This is a genomic window from Dyadobacter sp. CY345 (assembly GCF_021502725.1).
Lineage (GTDB): Bacteria > Bacteroidota > Bacteroidia > Cytophagales > Spirosomataceae > Dyadobacter.
Map to the genome: position 1 here is coordinate 58,895 of NZ_JAKFFS010000004.1, position 19,660 is coordinate 78,554.

16 protein-coding genes and 1 tRNA gene are annotated in these 19,660 nt (G+C 39.2%); 7 read left to right on the top strand and 10 right to left on the bottom strand.

What is annotated here, in order from left to right; translation table 11 throughout:
• Window positions 1-7 precede the first annotated feature (7 nt).
• The 3 genes from L0657_RS17480 to L0657_RS17490 all read right to left on the bottom strand — a co-directional run bounded on the left by L0657_RS17480 (window position 8) and on the right by L0657_RS17490 (window position 2,306).
• A complete protein-coding gene (locus L0657_RS17480) occupies window positions 8-421 on the bottom strand; it encodes a ribonuclease P protein component (protein ID WP_235152049.1) in 414 nt (137 codons plus the stop codon).
• A 128-nt stretch (window positions 422-549) separates the two neighbouring features.
• Window positions 550-708, bottom strand: a complete 159-nt coding sequence (gene rpmH / locus L0657_RS17485; protein WP_090336744.1) for a 50S ribosomal protein L34 — start codon at window positions 706-708, stop codon at window positions 550-552.
• Between the two features lie 182 nt (window positions 709-890).
• Window positions 891-2,306 (bottom strand): hypothetical protein, encoded by a 1,416-nt coding sequence (locus L0657_RS17490; RefSeq protein ID WP_235152050.1) that lies wholly within the window; start codon window positions 2,304-2,306, stop codon window positions 891-893.
• Window positions 2,307-2,492: 186 nt separating this feature from the next.
• On the opposite strand from L0657_RS17490, the gene L0657_RS17495 reads away from it, so the two are divergent.
• The 3 genes from L0657_RS17495 to L0657_RS17505 all read left to right on the top strand — a co-directional run bounded on the left by L0657_RS17495 (window position 2,493) and on the right by L0657_RS17505 (window position 6,615).
• Window positions 2,493-3,137 (top strand): TatD family hydrolase, encoded by a 645-nt coding sequence (locus L0657_RS17495; protein ID WP_235152051.1) that lies wholly within the window; start codon window positions 2,493-2,495, stop codon window positions 3,135-3,137.
• Complete coding sequence (locus L0657_RS17500; RefSeq protein ID WP_235152052.1) at window positions 3,137-3,862, top strand: ThiF family adenylyltransferase; 726 nt, start codon at window positions 3,137-3,139, stop codon at window positions 3,860-3,862. The genes L0657_RS17495 and L0657_RS17500 overlap by 1 nt, the downstream gene beginning before the upstream one ends.
• Before the next feature lie 107 nt (window positions 3,863-3,969).
• Window positions 3,970-6,615, top strand: coding sequence for a metallophosphoesterase (locus L0657_RS17505; RefSeq protein ID WP_235152053.1), 2,646 nt, complete (start codon window positions 3,970-3,972; stop codon window positions 6,613-6,615).
• Window positions 6,616-7,145: 530 nt separating this feature from the next.
• Here L0657_RS17505 and L0657_RS17510 read toward each other — a convergent pair.
• Window positions 7,146-7,218: transfer RNA gene (locus L0657_RS17510), tRNA-Met, on the bottom strand.
• 524 nt (window positions 7,219-7,742) lie between these two features.
• On the opposite strand from L0657_RS17510, the gene era reads away from it, so the two are divergent.
• The 3 genes from era to L0657_RS17525 all read left to right on the top strand — a co-directional run bounded on the left by era (window position 7,743) and on the right by L0657_RS17525 (window position 11,280).
• Window positions 7,743-8,666, top strand: a complete 924-nt coding sequence (era, locus tag L0657_RS17515; RefSeq protein ID WP_235152054.1) for a GTPase Era — start codon at window positions 7,743-7,745, stop codon at window positions 8,664-8,666.
• A gap of 115 nt (window positions 8,667-8,781) precedes the next feature.
• Window positions 8,782-10,092: a ribosome biogenesis GTPase Der gene (gene der, locus L0657_RS17520; RefSeq protein ID WP_234650625.1), complete on the top strand. Its 1,311-nt coding sequence runs from the start codon at window positions 8,782-8,784 to the stop codon at window positions 10,090-10,092.
• A 102-nt stretch (window positions 10,093-10,194) separates the two neighbouring features.
• On the top strand, window positions 10,195-11,280 hold the full coding sequence (locus L0657_RS17525) for an acyltransferase (RefSeq protein WP_235152055.1): 1,086 nt from the start codon (window positions 10,195-10,197) through the stop codon (window positions 11,278-11,280).
• A 49-nt stretch (window positions 11,281-11,329) separates the two neighbouring features.
• Here the strand turns inward: L0657_RS17525 and L0657_RS17530 are convergent, their stop codons facing one another.
• Window positions 11,330-12,076 carry an SHOCT domain-containing protein gene (locus tag L0657_RS17530; protein ID WP_235152056.1) on the bottom strand — a complete coding sequence of 249 codons (747 nt, stop codon included), beginning with the start codon at window positions 12,074-12,076 and terminating at the stop codon, window positions 11,330-11,332.
• Window positions 12,077-12,649: 573 nt separating this feature from the next.
• On the opposite strand from L0657_RS17530, the gene L0657_RS17535 reads away from it, so the two are divergent.
• Entirely contained in the window at window positions 12,650-13,057 is a 408-nt protein-coding gene (locus L0657_RS17535) for a hypothetical protein (protein WP_235152057.1), read from the top strand.
• A gap of 74 nt (window positions 13,058-13,131) precedes the next feature.
• Here L0657_RS17535 and L0657_RS17540 read toward each other — a convergent pair whose 3' ends face one another.
• From L0657_RS17540 to L0657_RS17560, 5 genes are all read right to left on the bottom strand, one after another.
• Window positions 13,132-13,968 carry a fumarylacetoacetate hydrolase family protein gene (locus L0657_RS17540; protein ID WP_235152058.1) on the bottom strand — a complete coding sequence of 279 codons (837 nt, stop codon included), beginning with the start codon at window positions 13,966-13,968 and terminating at the stop codon, window positions 13,132-13,134.
• A gap of 121 nt (window positions 13,969-14,089) precedes the next feature.
• Window positions 14,090-14,560 (bottom strand): RES family NAD+ phosphorylase, encoded by a 471-nt coding sequence (locus tag L0657_RS17545; protein WP_235152059.1) that lies wholly within the window; start codon window positions 14,558-14,560, stop codon window positions 14,090-14,092.
• A gap of 2 nt (window positions 14,561-14,562) precedes the next feature.
• The gene (locus tag L0657_RS17550; protein ID WP_235152060.1) at window positions 14,563-14,991 is read right to left on the bottom strand and encodes an antitoxin Xre/MbcA/ParS toxin-binding domain-containing protein; all 429 of its coding nucleotides are present in this window, start codon (window positions 14,989-14,991) and stop codon (window positions 14,563-14,565) included.
• 102 nt (window positions 14,992-15,093) lie between these two features.
• Window positions 15,094-17,946: an excinuclease ABC subunit UvrA gene (gene uvrA, locus L0657_RS17555; RefSeq protein WP_235152061.1), complete on the bottom strand. Its 2,853-nt coding sequence runs from the start codon at window positions 17,944-17,946 to the stop codon at window positions 15,094-15,096.
• Window positions 17,947-18,117: 171 nt separating this feature from the next.
• A complete protein-coding gene (locus L0657_RS17560) occupies window positions 18,118-19,650 on the bottom strand; it encodes a glycosyltransferase family 39 protein (protein ID WP_235152062.1) in 1,533 nt (510 codons plus the stop codon).
• Window positions 19,651-19,660 lie beyond the last annotated feature (10 nt).

Sequence of the window (19,660 nt, forward strand, 5' to 3'; positions counted from 1 at the left end):
TCGTAAATCATGGATTTTGATTTTTCCGGAGAGCGGAAGGCAATTTCAGCAAACGATTTACCGATTGCTTCATAGCTGTTTCAATAACGTCAAAAGTTGATATTTCTTTCGCAATATACAAAAAAGCGATGTAAGCCGGGCGCGATTCGGCAGGAAGAGAAAGTAATGCGGCTTTGTTAAGGCGATAGGCTTCGCGGCAACGTCTTTTTACAAGATTCCGGTCGACAGCTTTCTTAAATTGTCGCTTCGAAACTGAAAATAAAAGCTGCGGAAATGGGGGAGGAGATTCGGTTTCGTAAATATACAAAACCCGAAAAGGAAAGAGGTAGAACGTTTGTACATCCGCACTACCCCTCTGAAAAAGCCGTCCGATTACGCGGTGGCTGCACAAACGCTCATTTTTACCAAATGTTTGTTTCAAGTTCTCGTAGAAAAAAAACGTGTATCAAGTTTGAGAGTTAATCGAACTTAATACACGATTAAAGACAAGGTGTCTCCGATTTGGTACTACCAACAAGGTATTACCCTACTCAAACTTTCAAACCTTGATTATTGCTTATGACGTTTTTCGTCTGAAACCGTTAGTTTCCAACGACCTTTCTTGCGACGGGCCGTTACAACTTTCCGGCCATTAGCCGAAGACATTCTTTCACGGAATCCGTGCTTATTTCTCCTCTTGCGATTCGATGGTTGATAGGTACGTTTCATCTCATTATCAAATTATTGCGCTATAAATCTCTTCTACCCGTAATTTTGGCTTGCAAAGGTAAATAATTTTTCGAATTATGACAAGGCTCAAAAACTTTTTTCTTCAGATAACGTGCAGGTTATATGAAATTTAAGAAATTTTCTGCCTCATTTTCGTCTTCGGAGGCCCCGCCGGTTTCAAATTATTTTAAAAAAAACTTCTTTTTGAAATACCATTCCGCACAGCCGTTGTTATATTCTACCGATCCCCAGGCAGGATCCGGAGCCTCGGTGATAATTAAAATCGAGTATGGGGTATTCTTTAATTTGGGAACATATACAGAATGCTCTTTTGTATCATAAACCTGTTGGGTGCGGGCTTCCATTTCTGCATAAAAACGCGAAGCACGGCCTGTCACAATATCAGACCAGGCAGAACGGTAGTTAAAATTGCTGGTATAAACGGTAACGAAATACAAGGCAATCACCCAGCCAATTAATCCAAATCGGGTAGATATATTGGAATTATATTTTTTAATCGCCCAGAAGGTGATAACGAAAACATTGTAGGTAAAACCGATCAGCGTCCAGAAAGTAATAACGCATTGACCGCGTAAATTAGGAGGGCCGGCGATTGACCAGTATGTTGGAAAATAAGTCAGGAAGAGGCAGCCAAAGAAAACAATCAGGGAAATAATCGGATGAACAGATAAGAATTTGAACTCGTCTTTTTCCCTTTTGTGATAAAGTTGTGCAGCAAATGGGATAAGCACAAGCGCCAATACACATAAGGTCGGTGCCATTTTTGAGAAATTCAAAACACCAGTGACGAGACTATTCTGTATTGAAAAAACCAGATTGAACTTTAGAGGCGTTGGATACAATCCGGATGCTGCGCGGACAGCATTCCCCGGCGCGGTAATTGATAATACACCAAAAGCCAGCGCGACTAAAAACATAATCAGCGCAGCATACTGGATTTTTTTCTTTGCCAGAGAACCAAACAGGAAAAATGCACCCGTCAGTGCAACCAGCCATACCAATGTGTATTCGTTCGTACCTATCAAAATAATCATTGACAGACAGATGATTGCGATATGTTTGCTGGTAATAGAAACATAATTTCTGAATAAGTAGGCAAATAAATATAGTGTCCCGATATCGGCCAATGTGTAATAATAACCTGTATACCAGTAGAAATAGCCTGAAACAATAGGCAGTTCTGCGATTAAAACAAAAGTTAGCAGAAATGTGATCAGTGCTGTTTGCCAGGTTATTAACTTATCTAGCGTGATGGCTTTCACAAAAAACCACATGGCATGGGCATACAAGCAGATCAAAATGATCGGTGCGATTTTATAACCAAGGTATGACCCGTAAGAAAGTGGTTGTGTGGCGGAGATTATGGTCCCGATATATCGGCCAGACCAGGTTTTCCAGTAATGTTCCTGATATCCCCAATAACCCATGTCAATGACGCCGAGCGCATGGCAATAGTCGTCGGTGGTGGGGAAAACAAAGAATGATAGAATGAGAAATGGCAATAACAGGATAACAAAGGCTAATAGAATGATTTTCAGCTTATTGTCGGGATTTTCAAACCAGGTAGAGTAGTGCATATTTGTTGGGACTCGGCAATTATGATCTAGCAGATGGCCAAAAATAAGACAATTATTTGAAGAATCGGCTCCCGTTCGAGTGAAAGGGCTAAGAATGAATCCCCGGAATTTTAATAAATTGATGTCGATTCGCACAATTTTATTATTGAAACGAATTGATTTTTCTGACTTAAATCATAGGCTGCTATGTATTACAATGTCCACACACATCCGCATTCCGAAAGTGATGATGTGTTTCTTATTGAGAATTTATACAAGCATTTCGATCTTGAAACGGATGGACGAAAGCTAAGTATGGGGCTGCATCCCTGGTATCTGGATAAAGATAATCTCAGCATGCAATTTGATGATCTGGCAGCATATGCCGGAAAAGCTGAGGTTCTTGCGATTGGAGAATGCGGGTTAGATAAGCTTTCGTCAACAGATTGGGGTTTGCAGTTAAAAGCATTTCAATTACAAATAAAACTTGCCGGGGATTTGAACAAACCGCTTATAATTCATTGTGTGAAGGCTTTTAACGAGGTTCTTGCAGAATTGAAAAGCGTGAAAGTTCCGGTTATTTTTCATGGCATAAATAATAAATTGTCTATTGTACAGCCTGTAATTGATGCTGGTTTTTATTTATCGTTCGGAAAATCGCTGCTCGGAGGAAATGCGGCTATTCTAAATACCTTTAAAAAAACTCCATTAGAACAGGTATTTTTAGAGACGGACGATGCGGATATTAATATCAGAGAAATTTATAAATCAGCTGCTGAGATAAAAGAAATTTCTGAAAAAGAGATTGTTTTGCAGCTTGAAAAAAACTTTTTAAACGTATTTCATAATTAATGGAAGATTTCGCCTGGCTTTCCAGAACCGAGTTATTGATTGGAAGGGAAAAGCTTGTTAAACTGAGTAAAGCGCATGTATTGATTATCGGTCTGGGTGGGGTAGGATCTTTTACTGCGGAATTTGTTTGCAGAAATGGCGTTGGGGCTATGACGATTGTTGACGGAGATACGGTGGATCCAAGTAATAGAAACCGCCAGTTGCCAGCTCTTTCTACGAATCACGGCGTGAGCAAAGCCGATATTATGGCGGAACGGTTAAAGGCGATCAACCCGGAACTGACTTTGCACGTTGTAAAAACTTTTATCAATCCTGAAGCTGTTGACGAAATTTTGTCGGCTTATACCTATGATTATATTGTTGATGCTATTGACAGTGTCACCCCGAAAATTGCTTTTTTGAAAGAAGCCTTTCAGCGTAAGATTCCGATCGTAAGTTCCATGGGCGCTGGTGGAAGAATGGATCCGACGATGATCCGGGTAGTTGATATTTCAAAAACCTATAACTGCAACTTCGCTCAGCAAGTAAGAAAAAATTTGAAGAAGGAGGGAATATATAAAGGGATCAAGGCTGTTTTTTCAACCGAAGAGCAATTGAAAGAATCTCTGATGCTGACAGATGGAAGTAACTATAAAAAGTCGGCATACGGGACCATGTCTTATTTGCCGGCAGTTTTCGGCGCGACTTGTGCATCAGTTGTAATTCGGGATTTGATCGCGGATTAAATGGAAAATTATGGTACATACCCTAGGGAAGGTTGAGTCAGTTGGTTCGACATCGTCCATCTTTTGTTACATTACAAGTAATTAGTTAACCCTATCAGGGTTTTAAAATGAGAATTATTCAACTTTCAGATATTCATTTGTCAATCCAAAATTTGCAGGATTTAAGAAATTACTACATCGAGGCACTTGTCGAAGATCTGTCCAAATTTCATAAATCTACACCTATTGACATAATTCTTTTTACTGGTGATTTAGTTGATAAAGGCGGATCATCGCTAGGGGAGCAATTTTATCAACATTTTCAAAATGAAGTTGTACATCCCATCGCAGATAAACTTAAATTTCCTTTGGATAGAATCTTTTTTGTTCCCGGTAATCATGATATTAACCGTGAAGAAATAGACGAGCAGGCAGAATTTTTCCTTAGCTCGAAATTGACCAAGGATCTTGCTAATAACGAGTTGATTAAAATGAGAAATGAGTTTACTCGATCAAATGAGAGAATTAAAAAATTTAAAGATTTTGAGAGTAATTTTCATAGTAATACTATTGACTACGTATATTCCAATAATGAATCGTTAGCGGTTATAACCATTGGAGAGAAAAAAATTGGACTTGCTTTATTAAATGATTCATGGAGGTGCTCATCAGATTTGAAAACAGAGCAACATTTTATAGGTTATAACCAATTATTTAATGCGAAACGCCATTTTTCTGCTGCGGGCACATTTATTAATATTGCAATATTTCACCATCCGTTAGATGCTATTAATCAATCAGAAAGGGAGGAAGTTGAAAATATACTTAAGTCTCAAGATTTCGAGATTGCTTTTTTTGGTCACAGTCATCGGCATAGAGCGGATAGTATCATATCATCATCTGGCGGATATCTTTCTCTTAATGGCAGATCTGCGTTTGACAATTCAAAAGAAACGTCGAGCCTTTTTCAACTAGGCTATAATCTTCTAGATGTAAATCTAGAAGACAAATCTTATGTATTATATGCACAAAAATTTATTAGGCTCAATGGATATCGATTTGATAAAGATACGGATGCTTTGCCAGGTGGAATAATGGCTGGAAAACTACCAAGTAAGAATAACTACTTTAAATTGGCAGAACAATCCAACAACGATGATCGAGAGTTACCAGATGGTTACACCGCGGATGTACAACGGATTGTTAAATTATTAATTGGGAAATCACTTTATCCTAATCCGTATATTTTTATTAGAGAACTAATTCAAAATTCAGTAGATGCTTGCAATCGAGTAAAGGAGAGATACACTCACTTGTCTCCAAAAATTATCATCAACGTCGACAGTAAAGATAATTATATTGAAGTTGTTGATGAAGGTGATGGTATGTCTAAAAGTGTATTAAAAAATCATTTTTCAGTAATAGGAAAAAGTATCAGTCAAGAATTCAATGATAGTACTGGTAATTTTAATTTGATTTCGCAGTTTGGAATAGGATTCATTAGTACGTTTATCGTGGCAGAAAAGGTCGTAATTAATACAAAAAGTGAGGGTGATGAGCAAGTGACTTTTGAAATACAAGATGTGTTCAAAGGGTTTAATTACAAGTCTGCTGATTCAGAAAATCTTATAGCATCTTCTGGAACTAGCATTAGGGTATATTTAAAAAGAGATTATGATGTAAAAACTTCTTATGCACATGTGAGTAGGTTTTGTCGTCATATCGAAAATCTTGATGTTTATTTAGATAAATCCAAAGTGCATAATGAAGAAAGTTGGAATACAGAAAATAGCATTTATGAATACACAGACAAAAATGTAAAATATGAAGTACGTTTGGGTATTGGATCAAGCCATAGATTTTTATATGCATGTATCTCTGGCTTTTTAATAACTCAGTATTCTCACGAAATTGTCCCATATAAGTTTCCTTACATTATTGGTGGGGAAGTAAATTTTAAACCCAAAGGAATAGACTTTGACGTTTCCAGAAGTAATATTATTTCTTCACAGAAATCAGAGGCATTCCGTAGAGAGATTTCTGTTGCTCTGAGAAAACTATTTCGAGAAGTTCTCGAGGGTGGGAATTTAAGGGAGGTATCAACATTGTTAGATTATATATATTATTATCTGCAATACTATGACCAAGACCAAGCAAGAATGAATGAATCGTATACAGATTTTTTTTCTAAAAAAGAACTAATTGGGTTATGTGGTGAATATACAATTGTTCCTTTTCAAGGCAGTTTTCAAACCCTATCAAACGTTCTTTATAATCTTAGACTGCAAAGTTTTACCACGATCTATTTTATTATGGATCCGGTAATTTCTGACTATCGGAGCATTGTCATTCAGTACTTAGAAAATAAGGGTAATTTGATAGTCAAAGATAGAAACGTGAATGTACAATTTAGAGATGGAGCATATGCCATATCATCTTATTCTATTTTTCAGACTATTTGTAGTGAATATGGAATAGCAGTTCACAACATTAATAATGTCTCTGCGGAGGTTCTTGCAGACATGAAAATGGATAAAACTCAGTTTTCTTCCAAATTGCTGAGACTTCTTTCTGAAATTGAAAAAAACTATGCTATTCAAGTAGAAATAGGTAAATTTAGTTCAGTTACAAAGCCGTCCGTTAATGATGGATTTGTATTCTTTTTAAATTTTAATCACGAGACATTTCAATCGATTTTGCGTAAGATAGATTTGGTAAGTGACGAGGTTTTTGAGATTTATTTATTAGGAATTTTGGGATTAGGTCTAAATTAATGACAACCCCGAATGTCCATCATTTTTCGATGTTAATGTGTATGTAATTACTACATATGCTGTTCGAGATTACCAGCCTCGGTCGACCAGCATTGTTTGAATTATGTTCCCGCCGCCTTAAATTATCTCACTACCCAAAAACGCAAAAAAGCCACCATCTTTCGATAGGGACTTTTTTCTTGTAGCGGGATGTGGCCAGGATCGCCTGCCCGGTCGAATCAGCGACCTTTGGATTATGAGCCGATCAATCGAAATGCAACGAATTTTTTATAATAAAATCTTCTCGTTCCTCACCGCTCCATCGGAGCATCCTGTTTCTAGAAGTTTTCGTTGTTGGGGTGGAAGTCCTAACTCCTTCGGAGTTTCCTGCCATAGGAGGCGGCTCCGATGGAGCCAGAAGAGTTTGTTTGTGGAATCTTTTGCTATAAACAGGATGCTCCTATCGGAGCTCGCTGTAACGGATATCAATTTGCATCAATGCCTGAAAACGCAAAAAGGCCACCATCTTTCGATAGTGACCTTTTTTCTTGTAGCGGGAGCTGGACTCGAACCAGCGACCTTTGGGTTATGAGCCCAACGAGCTACCAACTGCTCCATCCCGCGGTGTCGTTGAATTGGAGTGCAAACATACGAACTGTTTTTGATATAAACAACTTCATTGTAAAAAAAATCGAAAAATATTTTCAACCATCTTGCCGATGGCAACAATGTAATGGCAGGCTGTGATACAAAAATCTCTGTTATTAATCAATAAAATGGTATCGATTGAAATTCCCTGCACTACGATAAACCATATTTTGTGTTGGGCAAAATTTCCTTTTAAAACCGCGAATTGACTTCTCGATAAAGGATGATGCAAGAAAGCAACCATTTAATGATCCATATATATTGCAATTTGATGGATAGAAAACCGTAGTTTTGTATAATTATCAGGAATATAAGCTCTTGAAAAAAGATTTAAGGATAGATTACCCGCCATATCCGGCCTGTTGAAATTAAAAGTTAAGGCTTTTGCACAGCAATCTATCCACCGTATGCTGGAAGATAAGCTGATCGTAACACCTTAATAGTTTCGTTTTTTATAGAATCAAATGAATTCTGAATCAACGAAATACAATAAAAATCTTATGAACGAAAATATAGAAAATCCAATTGCTCTCCGCGACTTCCGTGCCGGATTTGTGAGCATTATAGGGAAACCCAATGTTGGTAAGTCCACTCTGATGAATGTGCTGGTAGGAGAGAAGATGTCTATCATCACATCCAAAGCGCAAACTACGCGCCACCGTATCATGGGAATTTTGAACGGAAAACATGAAGATATTCCTTTCCAGCTTGTTTATTCGGATACGCCGGGTGTTGTAAAACCGGCATATAAATTGCACGATTCCATGATGACCTTCGTGAAAGGTTCTCTGGAAGATGCGGATGTGGTACTTTTTGTTACCGAAGTTGGAGAAAAAGCAGCAGAGCACGAAGTGATTCCGTTACTGCAAAGAACAAACGCGCCAATTATATTGGTATTGAATAAAATTGATTTGTCAAACGAAGAAGAACTGAAACGTAAGACAGAAGAATGGGAAAAGGAAATTCAGCCTGCTGCAATTATCCCGATCTCGGCGCTGTTGAATGCCAACGTGCAAACTTTGTTTGATGCAATAATTACCCGGTTACCATTTCATCCACCATACTTCGATGAAGATGAACTAACCGATAAACCTGAACGTTTCTTTGCTTCGGAAATCGTTCGCGAAAAAATATTTCTGAACTACCGCCAGGAAATTCCATACAGCAGCGAGGTGGTTATTTCAGAATTTAAGGAACGCGACGATATGATTGTGATCCGAGCTGAGATTCTCGTGGAACGCAAAAGCCAGAAAGGGATTATCATCGGGGAAAAAGGCGCCATGCTGAAAAAAATCGGCAGCGAGGCGCGCAAGGACATGGAAGATTTCTTTGGTAAAAAAGTTTTCCTGGAACAACATGTAAAAGTAGAACCGGATTGGAGAAGCAAGGAAAACAAGCTTCGTCAGTTTGGATATGAAGAGTAAGGAGCGTCATTCTCAGTCCTGAATTCAGATCCTGACAATCGTGGTTCTATCATTAAGAATAAAATAAAATGGGTTTCTGTCCAAAAACTTTCGGGCAGAGATTAGAAAAATAAAAATGGCAAATATTATATCAATCGTAGGGCGCCCGAACGTGGGTAAATCTACACTTTTTAACCGTTTGATCGAAAGCCGCAAGGCCATCATGGATAACCAGAGCGGCGTTACACGCGATCGTCACTATGGTTATGGCGAATGGACGGACCAGTATTTTACTGTGATCGATACGGGCGGATATGTTGTAGGATCAGAAGATATTTTTGAAGGAGCAATCCGTGATCAGGTTGAGCTGGCGATCGAAGAATCGACGGTTGTTTTGTTTATGGTCGATACTATGACAGGACTAACAGACCTTGACAAAGATTTTGCAAACGTTTTGCGTCGTTTCAACAAACCGGTTTATCTGGTTGCCAACAAGGCTGAAACAACAGATCGTTACCAATCAGCAGCTGAGTTTTATGAATTGGGTATGGGCGACGAGATCTATCCGATTTCGGCACAAACTGGTTTTGGAACAGGTGATTTGCTTGATGAGGTAATCAAACATTTTGAAACAGCTGGTGTAGAAGATCCGGAAGCTGGTATTCCGCGTATCGCGATCATGGGTCGTCCGAATGTTGGGAAATCTTCTTTCCTGAATGTTTTGACAGGAACAGACCGCAGTATCGTTACCGATATCGCCGGAACGACACGTGACGCGATCCACACGCATTACAATGCTTTTGGAATGGAGTTCATTCTGACGGATACGGCTGGTTTGCGCCGTAAATCACGTGTGAATGAAGATATCGAATATTATTCAACGCTTCGTTCGATCAAAGCGATGGAAGAATCTGACGTTTGTATCATTCTTTTGGATGCAACCTTAGGTTTGGAAGGCCAGGATATCACGATTATTGGTCAGGCTGATAAAGCTAAAAAAGGTATCGTGATCATGGTGAACAAATGGGATTTGGTTGAAAAGGATTCAAAAACGGCTGATACTTTTAAAAAACAGCTGCTTGAAAAACTTGCACCGATGAATTATATGCCGATCATTTTTGCATCTGTTGTTGAAAAACAACGTATTCACCAGGTGATGGAAATGGCGATGCAGGTTTATAAAAATAAAACGAAAAAAATCACAACTTCGAAACTGAATGACGTGATGCAGGCAGAAATTGAAAAATATCCGCCGCCGGCACATCGTGGAAAATATATCAATATCAAGTATATGATCCAGTTGCCAACGCCTTCGCCGACTTTTGTGTTTTTCAGCAGCAATCCAAAACATGTTAAAGATCCGTACTTGCGTTACCTGGAAAACAGGATGCGTGAAAACTTTGATTTTGCCGGGGTGCCGATCACAATATTCTTCAGAGAAAAATAAAAATTTAAGCCGGGATAATTCAAGAGAATTTCCCGGCTTAAAAATTACAAGATTTTAACAACCCTCTCTTCATAAACTTTGATAAGTATAATTCAGGCGTGAATGATTTCAGGTGAGCAAAAAACCAAATTAAGCTACTATAAAGAATTAGATGGTGTAAGGGCGATCGCCATTTTGATGGTAATGTTTTTCCACTTTTTTTCAGACTTCGAAACTGATGGAAGCATATTCCAGTTCCTGAAACAATGGGCGATGAAAGGCGAAACAGGCGTGACGCTTTTTTTTGTTTTATCCGGATTTCTCATCACGAGAATATTATTATCAACTCGGGAAAGTGAAAATTATTTCTACAACTTTTTTGTCAGAAGATCGCTGCGGATTTTTCCGTTGTATTATCTGTTTCTGGTTATTTATTATCTGACGCCATTATTTTTCGGCGGCGCTATTCCTGAATTCGGTTTACAAATTTACTACTGGATATATCTCCAGGATTTTTCAACTACGTTTGGATGGAAATCTGAAGGGCCTGGACAATTCTGGTCGCTGGCCGTTGAGGAGCATTTTTACCTTGTCTGGCCGTTTTTGATTTATTATTTAAGAGAACGTGCAATAGTTTTCTGGATCGGCGTAATCATCGTTACGTCATTTGTGCTGCGGATTTATATGAGCCAGCGTTACCCGCTTATCCATCACTTCACTTTCACCAGAATGGATGATTTGGCAATCGGTGCGATTCTGGCGCTTCTTGAATACAATGGATTTGTAAAACGAAAGAATGCAATCTATTTTCTTTTGCTCCTGATTCCGGTCAATATGGTTTGGGTTTTGAACCGTTTGGTTGGCCCGTCAATTGTTGATTCCATCGGTTTTTTACAAACTTCTATATCCTTTTGCAGTCTCATCGGCTTTGTGATCTGTTTGCAGAAAGGTAACTGGTTAAAGAAATTTTTATCACAAACGCCACTCATCTACACAGGAAAGGTTAGTTACGGATTATATGTTTTCCACCCTTTCTGTTTCAAACTTTTTGAAATATTTCTGACTACAAAGTTTTGGGTTGTGAACCTGATCGGCAGCCTGGTCTTCACGTATATCATCGCTACATTAAGTTATTATTATTTTGAAACTTACTTTTTGAAGTTGAAAGAGCGGTATAGTGGTAATAAAAAGGTTGATTCGGTGGGGTAATTTGCGGAGAAGGTCTCTAAGGATAATTCAGTATATCTCTTTGTACTAATTAGTTATTCAATAATTTATATTTTTGGGTATTGAATTCGCTTTCTGTTAAGATTCCTTTTTCTTTTAATTCATTAAGCTTCAACAATTCATCAGAAATGGATATTGCAGCATTTGAGTTAAATTTTTCTCTGTTTTCAGTATTCATTTGATCAATAATAACACTTAACAAATCCTTTATTTTATCGGCGTTTATTCTACAAGTTTGATAGATGTAGCTGTCAATTGTCCCCTCCGTTTCAATACTTGATTTACGTTCAATTGTCATAGCCTTAGAATCAAAGCATTTAATATTTAAGGATGGTGTTTCTAAGCTTCGCAATAATATCTTTACAGAAATACTCGATACCTGGTTTTTTTCAGTCGAACTACCAGACAGTCCACCTACGATTGTTCCAACGCCACCTGCCAACAAACCACCAATGACAGCTCCACTTACAGTAGAAGTTATGGATTTTTTTGATATTATATTTCCGTCTTCTATAAGTTCAATGCCAATAATATCCGAGAAATCTACAATCGTCTGATTATTTATAGTAACTAGTCCTATTTTCCTGTTAGAGTCATCAATTGCAAAAATATACGACCCTCCGTAGCCATCAATCTGTGTTGAAATTTTGAAATTTTCAATATTTGTAAGTTTAGATTGCAAGAAACCGCTTCTTTCAGCTTTTTTCTTGGATTCGTAATTGGCTACTAATAACCCAAATACTATGATAACAAGTACTATAAGAATGAACCACCACATACATTTGCTGATAATTAGATTGTTGCTTAATTCTGTAAAGATTTATTTAAGACTTATATACTGTTTTTAAAATACGGTGACCTAACGGAGTAACATAAATCTATCTGTTGCAAGATGATATTCAGCAAAAGCGGTAAATTGGTACTCATGGAAAGGTGTCAGAGAGCAGAGTTATCAGTTTAGTGACTATCCCAGATATATTGTGTCTTCCGTTTCCAAAAATCTTTATCCAACCCAATAAATGACAATCTCCTGACAACCCCTGACCATATTTGACCACCTAGCTAACAAGACTTGATCACCAAAATCATCAACTCCATCCACCTTTTCATTCAGTTCAGCATTTTTTATTTTATTGGTGCAACCTTTCTTCCTAATTTTCCATCTCTCAACAAGCTGACGGACCGTTCGTTGATGTTTATTTAGCTTGTTTGAAAAAAAATTAAAAAAAATGTTAAAAACAAGGTACTATGTATTGCAATGTACCTGATAAAACATATATATTTGTACTGTCAATTAGTTACAAGATTTCAACGACCCTAATTTTTTGTAAACGACTGAAATAACAGAGCCATGAAAACTATAAAATTACTTATCGTATTAGTCCTTTTCAGCTTACAGGCAAGTGCTACCGGATATTCGCACAATATGTTTGTTGCGCATAAAAAGCTTCAGGCAGGAAAAGAATTTCGTGCGGTGAAAGAACATATATCCAGACAAAGCCCTGCAAAAACAGTCGTTCACAAAACAACGGTTATTCAGCAATCAGGTCTGTCTGCTATTTCTTACACTAAAGATCTGGCGACGAAAATGAGCCATATGGTAACGCTGAATGAAAGAATTTTGGAAGAAGCGCCAGTTTCGTTTTTTGAGAAAGAAGAAACTGTTGAAATCAATAATTCAATTGCTTCAAGATTGGCCGGATTTATCAAAGACGTACTTTACGCTTGCCTTGGCGCGTCAGCGTTGTCAAGATCGTAAGTTAGATTATTATTTTGCCCAATATTAATTAAGGTTAGCAGGTATGATTTTCGGATCATACCTGCTTTTTTATTTTAACCAACAGTATTGGTAAGTGTTCCGATAGGTTCAATTGTAATGTGCACAGTATCACCAATTTGAAGCGTAAAATCAGATGGAGGAATAATTCCGGTGCCTGTCATCAGATAACAGCCGGTCGGAAAGGACATTTCCCGATATAAAAAACGCAGCAGTTCGTCAGCCTTACGTTTCATGGAAGCGAGCGTAATTTCTCCATTAAAAACTTCCTCGCCTTCACGGATAATCGACAGATCAATAACAGTGTCCGGAGAAAGCGGTTCTTGCGGAACATAAAGGCAAGGCCCCAACGCGGCACTTCCTGTATATGATTTTGCCTGAGGCAGATATAAAGGATTTTCGCCTTCTATACTTCTCGAACTCATGTCATTCCCGATGGTATAACCAACCAAAGTTCCTGATTCAGAAGCAAATAATGTTAATTCAGGTTCAGGCACATCCCAGGTCGAATCCCTGCGGATTCTGACCGTTCCATGATTTCCGATTACACGCCAGGCGGTGGATTTGAAAAAAAGCTCCGGGCGTTCGGCATCGTAAACGCGGTCATAAAAAGTGTCCCCGCCAGCTTTTTCGGATTCTTCCATTCTTGCTTCCTTGCTTCGGTTATACGTCACACCAGACGCCCAAACTTCCTGGGTTCCAATCGGAGCAAGGACCTCCGGCATTGGATACTCTTCCGTAAAAGTCAGCGCGATAAGACTCTCCGTTTGTAGCAATAGCCATTCATACAAGTCGTCACGATTGACTACAATATCCCAATCTGTTTCTGGCAAACGATAGAAAGTATCTCCTTTTTCAAGTATTATCCCGTGTTCGGTTTTGTATAACTTCATGGTTTCGATATTTGTTTTGTTTCATAAGCCACAAAAGTGGTGCCTATACTTTAAGATAAGTACTAAATATGACGCTTTTGGTCTATCTGAACCATCAATTTTTATGAACAAATAAATATTTTTAATCCTCCACACGCCAAAGCCGCCTGTCAATCGGGATTTTTTCCTGAGAAATTAATTGTATCTGAGCGAATAACGGATGTTTTGGATGCAGCAGAATATTATGCGAAAAAGGAACAATGACCGAGGGGACTGCAATGGCAAGAACATCCGGATTTTTTAACCAGCTATTGAGCCATTTTTGAGTTCGTTCATAATTTTTATCCTGCCAAAAATCAGGCATATCCTCACGGCCGTAAAACCGTATATTTTCCGGAATGCTGATGGATGAAAGCCAATAAGTGGGAAGATCCTCATACCTGACAGCAGGCGCGTGCGCAAGCGTTTCAACCAGACCTAATTCCGGTGTAGAAGTTGTGTAAAGAATGCCAGTTCCTTTCGGATTCCAGCGCGAACCATACAAACGGCTTCCTTCGGCCGACAAAGATTGGTCACGGAATTTTTCTCTGATGATTCTGTAAACAACTGGCATACTCAGGCAGGCAAACCGTAATCCAACCGGCCTAGTACATCATCTACTAATGAAAAACCTGTAATGGTATCCATCATCTGAAGTGGGCTCTGGTCATTAAGCTCAAATAACGGCGTTCTCAACCAATTCCGTACGATCGTTTCTTTGCCTTCAAAAGTATCCAGCGCATGAATCAGAATATTTTTCAGCAGCAAAAGCCGCTCAGAAGCATCCGTTCCCAAACGTTTATCAACAGGAATACGATGCAGATTTCGGGGCGTCATCCCTAACAGATATGCCATTTCGTTATCGGTAAGTTTCACCAAATTAGAAACAGTATCTACCAAAGAACGATCAACGCCTTCACGGGAAGCCCTGATAACTGAAAAATCAGAAATGGGCGTTGCATGATAAGACGCCGCCCGATCTTCAAACATTTTATATTCCGCCATATCCGTATAACTAAAAATGGAATTCTGTCATAAATCTAAGTGACTTATTTCGGAATTCCAATTTTTATTCCAATTTCAACTAAAAAATTGATAACCAGATTTTTATATCTTTTCTTTTAGAAAATCAGCAGTAAAGTTGCCCTCAATTTTTGCCATTTCCTCAGGTGTTCCGGCAAAGGTCAGGTAACCGCCGCCATCGCCGCCTTCCGGACCAAGATCCAAAATCCAGTCGGCACATTTGATGACTTCCATGTTATGTTCAATAATAATCACGCTGTCGCCCTGATCCACCAAAGCGTTAATTGCCTTCAATAATTTTTTAATATCATGGAAATGAAGTCCGGTCGTCGGCTCATCAAAAATAAATAAAGTTTTGCCTTTATGCGAAGAGCCCTTGCCAAGGAAAGAAGCCAGCTTCACGCGTTGCGCCTCTCCACCGGAAAGTGTATTTGACGACTGCCCCAAACCAACATAACCCAGACCAACTTCCTGCAAAGGCATCAGTTTCTCAGCCAGTTTTGGTTCTGATTTTCTGAAAAATTCAATCGCTTCATCCACGGTCAAGTCCAGAATATCCGAAACATTCTTGCCTTCATATAACACTTCCTGAATTTCCTGTTTGAAACGTTTTCCGTTACAACCTTCGCAGGTCAGGTAAATATCGGCCATGAACTGCATTTCCACTTTCACCTGGCCTTCACCCTGGCAAATTTCACAGCGTCCACCGTCCACATTGAAAGAAAAATGGGAAGGTTTATAACCGCGCACTTTCGATAATGGCAAATCAGACATCATCTGACGGATATGATCATAAGCCTTGATATAGGTAACCGGATTTGAGCGCGAAGACTTTCCAATCGGATTTTGGTCAATCATTTCAATAGACTCAACGCGGTCCACACTTCCGCTCAATTCATTGAACTTTCCGACTTCCTCGCTGAACTCACCTTTCAGTCGCATCAGTGCCGGATACAAAATCTTGCGTATTAAAGTTGATTTTCCGGATCCGCTAACACCAGTCACGACGGTCAGATTGTTCAGCGGAATTTTTACATCCAGATCTTTGAGATTATTCTCCCGCGCACCTTTTATTTCCAGAAAATGTACCGTTTTTCTCCTAACCGACGGAACAGGAATTGAATCATGGCCTAACAGAAAATCAAGTGTATGGGAATTCAAACTGTTTTCCGCGCCGCTCGTTTTCAACTCACGAATCTCATCCCAGTTTCCCTGAAAAACAAGATTTCCTCCACCCGTACCGGCTTCCGGCCCGATATCGATAATCTGGTCGGCTGCATGCATAACCTCCTCTTCATGTTCAACAACGATCACAGTATTGCCTAAATCCCGAAGCGATTCCAGAACGCCAACCAGCCTCTGGGTATCTCGTGGATGCAATCCAATGCTGGGCTCGTCCAGAATATACATCGAACCAACAAGCGCACTTCCCAGAGAGGTGGCGAGTTTTATCCTTTGAAATTCTCCGCCTGAAAGCGAATTTGTCAACCGGTTTAAAGTCAGATAACCCAGTCCAACCCGGTTCATATAATCCAGACGGGTTTCAATTTCCGTTAGAATTCTTCTTGCAATGCTCCGGTCGTGTTCATTTATATCGACATGCTTGAAAAAAGTGATCACATCTTTGATCGGCATTAATACCAGATCCGTAATCGAAACGCCGCCCACTTTTACGTAAGACGCATCTTTCCGCAAACGGGAACCGCGACAATCCGGGCAGGTTGTCCGGCCTCGGAAACGCGAAAGCATGACACGATACTGAATTTTATAAGTCTGAGATTCCAGTTCTGCGACGAAAGCGTTGATACCGGAAAAATATTGATTACCTGTCCAAAGCAATTCTTTTTGTTCAGGCGTTAAGTCTTTATAGGGGCGGTGAATTGGAAAATCAAATTTGACGCCCTGACGAACCAAGGGTACCAACCATTCGCTCATTTTTTCAGAACGCCATGGCGCAATAGCTCCGTCATACACAGAAAGATTTTTGTCAGGAATAACCAGTTCAGGATCTATCCCCAGGATTTTACCAAAACCTTCACAGCGTTTGCAAGCTCCGAAAGGGTTATTAAAGCTGAAAAGATTTACGGTAGGTTCTTCAAAAATGATTCCGTCTAGCTCAAACTTATCAGAAAAAACTCTTTCTTCTCCCCCCACAACCTGAACAAAACAGGCACCTTCTCCTTCAAAAAATGCAGTTTGGACAGAATCTGAAAGACGGTATTGTGTATCCTCATCATCTTTATGAACCGAAGCTCTATCGATGAGAATAAATATTTCTTTTCCTTCAAGCTGATGTTCTTCGGGTTTTTCCAGAACTTCCTCAATGTAGGCCGTATCCGAACCGATCATTATCCGGTTATATCCTTTTGATAAAAGAATCGTCAATTCTTCTTTGACCGATCGCCCATCACGAATTAAAAGTGGCGTGACGATCAAGACACGGGCACCTTCTTCCTGACTAAGAATATAATTTACAACATCAGTCACAGAATCCTTTTTTACCAACTCACCTGAAACAGGAGAATAAGTATGGCCGATTCTGGCGAAGAGCAGTTTTAAATAATCATAAATTTCTGTTGAAGTCCCGACCGTCGATCGCGGATTACGGGTATTTACCTTTTGCTCGATCGCGATTGCCGGAGAAATTCCTTTGATGTATTCCACCTCAGGTTTTTCCATACGTCCTAAAAATTGCCGTGCATAACTGCTCAAACTTTCCACATACATCCGCTGGCCCTCAGCAAACAAAGTATCGAAAGCCAAAGACGATTTCCCGGAACCTGAAAGTCCGGTAATCACAACCAGTTTATTTCTTGGAATAGCGACGTCAACACTTTTCAGATTATTAACACGTGCGCCTTTGATGAGAATATATTTTCTCGGATCTAATTCATCAAATTGAGAAACGTCAATCCGGGTCACAGGTAATTGCATCATATATGGAAAATCAGGTCAATTTGCGTGGGATTTTTTTGGTGTCCCGATCTTTATATTAACCCAAAAATCGTGCAATTAGTTTGTGTTTCCTAACAGTTGTTATAAGCTTCGATACTTAAAGTAGAAAAAATTTATAAAAAAATACAGAACTTTGATACTCAAAATATCAATTTATTTTGATCCCACTTTTATCAAGATATATCCGTACTTATTATAAAAAACCTCCTGAACAGGAATACTCGCCAGGCGGTCTGTTTTTGTAAAGACAATTTCACCGGTTTTTGGCTCTCTTTCCTCTGCATATAATTCCGAATAAAAGTGAAAACTGGGGTTGTAATGATTGAATATTACCACATTTTTCAAATTTTTATTTTTAGCAAAAAGCGCAGCTTCTTTAACCGGTTTTTGTAGTAAAGCACCAAGCCGGGGCATCCAGATAATGTTAATGGTAATCAACATCATGAGACCCACAATTCCCATCCTGATTTCGGTCGACCAGCTTTTTATCCACCAGACCAGTAATAATATTGCAAAAATGGTAAGCATAAAAAACAGATAAAATTGATCGAATTCAATTGAAACTGCTTTCAAAACTTCCACGACATAGACGTCGTTGATTTTTGGAATGGCAAAAGGAACTGAAAATGGGATGGCTATCAGCAAAATTATGAAGACGAGAGCTGGCCAGACCACCGGAAGGCGACTGTTATTTGCTGCATACCAACCGCCCAAAACGCATAACGGCGAGTATCCGTAAATAATATAATGATGTAGTTTGGTGCCGGAGAGAGAGAAAAGAATAAAGACAAAACAAAACCAGATCATCAGAAATGAAAGCCATTTTTTTGACCAGATGTATTTTATTTTGGTAAACGATTTCAGTATGACGGCGGTAAAGGGAAGTAAGCCAAGAAGCAATACGGGGACAAAATAAAGTATTCCGCCATAATGACCTTCAAAAGCAGTTTGAAAACGGTTAACATTATGATTGAGGAAAAATCCATTGATAAAATTTTCTCCGCTTGCTTGGTATTCAAGGATATACCACGGAGCAGCGATGATCAGAAAAAGAAATATTCCGATCGGGTCTAAGAGGCGCAGGATAGCATTCCAGGTTTTCCATTTTACCAGATAAATCATAAAAACGGCACCGGGGATTAGCACAGCGATGGGCCCTTTTGCAAGAAATCCGATACCGGTAAAAACGTAAAATGCCCAGATGAATTTTTTATTTTTTTGATGAATAAAATCAAAAAGACACAACATTGCTCCCGTCAGAGCCATATTTAAAATGCCATCAGCCAGCGCGGCTTTGCCAACAATGGTTATCTGGATTGAAGATGCTGCAATGAGCGTAGCAAAAAATGCAGAGCGCTCGTCTAATTTCTTTTTGGTAAAAAAATAGATCAGAAACATCCAGAAAACGGAAGCCAGACAGGAGGGAAGCCGCATGGAAAATTCATTCCATCCGAAGATTTGAGCACATCCGTATTGAAGCCAGTTTGTCAACGGAGGTTTATCAAAGCGCTGTTCCTTGTTGATAAAAGTGGATACAAAATCTCCGCGGACTGCCATTTCTCTTGTACCTTCTGCAAAAAAGCCTTCGTCTTCATCGAATAACGGGGCATTTCCGATTCCCCAGAGAAATCCAAATAAGACGAATACAATAAGAAAAATTTTACGGTGTGTTTCAGTGAAGAGCATGTGTAGAGGA

Coding starts and splice junctions, on each gene's coding strand:
- L0657_RS17535 (WP_235152057.1), top strand. CDS start 12,650: ATGAAAACTATAAAATTACTTATCGTATTAGTCCTTTTCAGCTTACAG.
- era (WP_235152054.1), top strand. CDS start 7,743: ATGAACGAAAATATAGAAAATCCAATTGCTCTCCGCGACTTCCGTGCC.
- L0657_RS17525 (WP_235152055.1), top strand. CDS start 10,195: ATGATTTCAGGTGAGCAAAAAACCAAATTAAGCTACTATAAAGAATTA.
- L0657_RS17505 (WP_235152053.1), top strand. CDS start 3,970: ATGAGAATTATTCAACTTTCAGATATTCATTTGTCAATCCAAAATTTG.
- L0657_RS17495 (WP_235152051.1), top strand. CDS start 2,493: ATGTATTACAATGTCCACACACATCCGCATTCCGAAAGTGATGATGTG.
- der (WP_234650625.1), top strand. CDS start 8,782: ATGGCAAATATTATATCAATCGTAGGGCGCCCGAACGTGGGTAAATCT.
- uvrA (WP_235152061.1), bottom strand. CDS start 17,946: ATGATGCAATTACCTGTGACCCGGATTGACGTTTCTCAATTTGATGAA.
- rpmH (WP_090336744.1), bottom strand. CDS start 708: ATGAAACGTACCTATCAACCATCGAATCGCAAGAGGAGAAATAAGCAC.
- L0657_RS17540 (WP_235152058.1), bottom strand. CDS start 13,968: ATGAAGTTATACAAAACCGAACACGGGATAATACTTGAAAAAGGAGAT.
- L0657_RS17545 (WP_235152059.1), bottom strand. CDS start 14,560: ATGCCAGTTGTTTACAGAATCATCAGAGAAAAATTCCGTGACCAATCT.
- L0657_RS17550 (WP_235152060.1), bottom strand. CDS start 14,991: ATGGCGGAATATAAAATGTTTGAAGATCGGGCGGCGTCTTATCATGCA.
- L0657_RS17500 (WP_235152052.1), top strand. CDS start 3,137: ATGGAAGATTTCGCCTGGCTTTCCAGAACCGAGTTATTGATTGGAAGG.
- L0657_RS17530 (WP_235152056.1), bottom strand. CDS start 12,076: ATGTGGTGGTTCATTCTTATAGTACTTGTTATCATAGTATTTGGGTTA.
- L0657_RS17560 (WP_235152062.1), bottom strand. CDS start 19,650: ATGCTCTTCACTGAAACACACCGTAAAATTTTTCTTATTGTATTCGTC.
- L0657_RS17490 (WP_235152050.1), bottom strand. CDS start 2,306: ATGCACTACTCTACCTGGTTTGAAAATCCCGACAATAAGCTGAAAATC.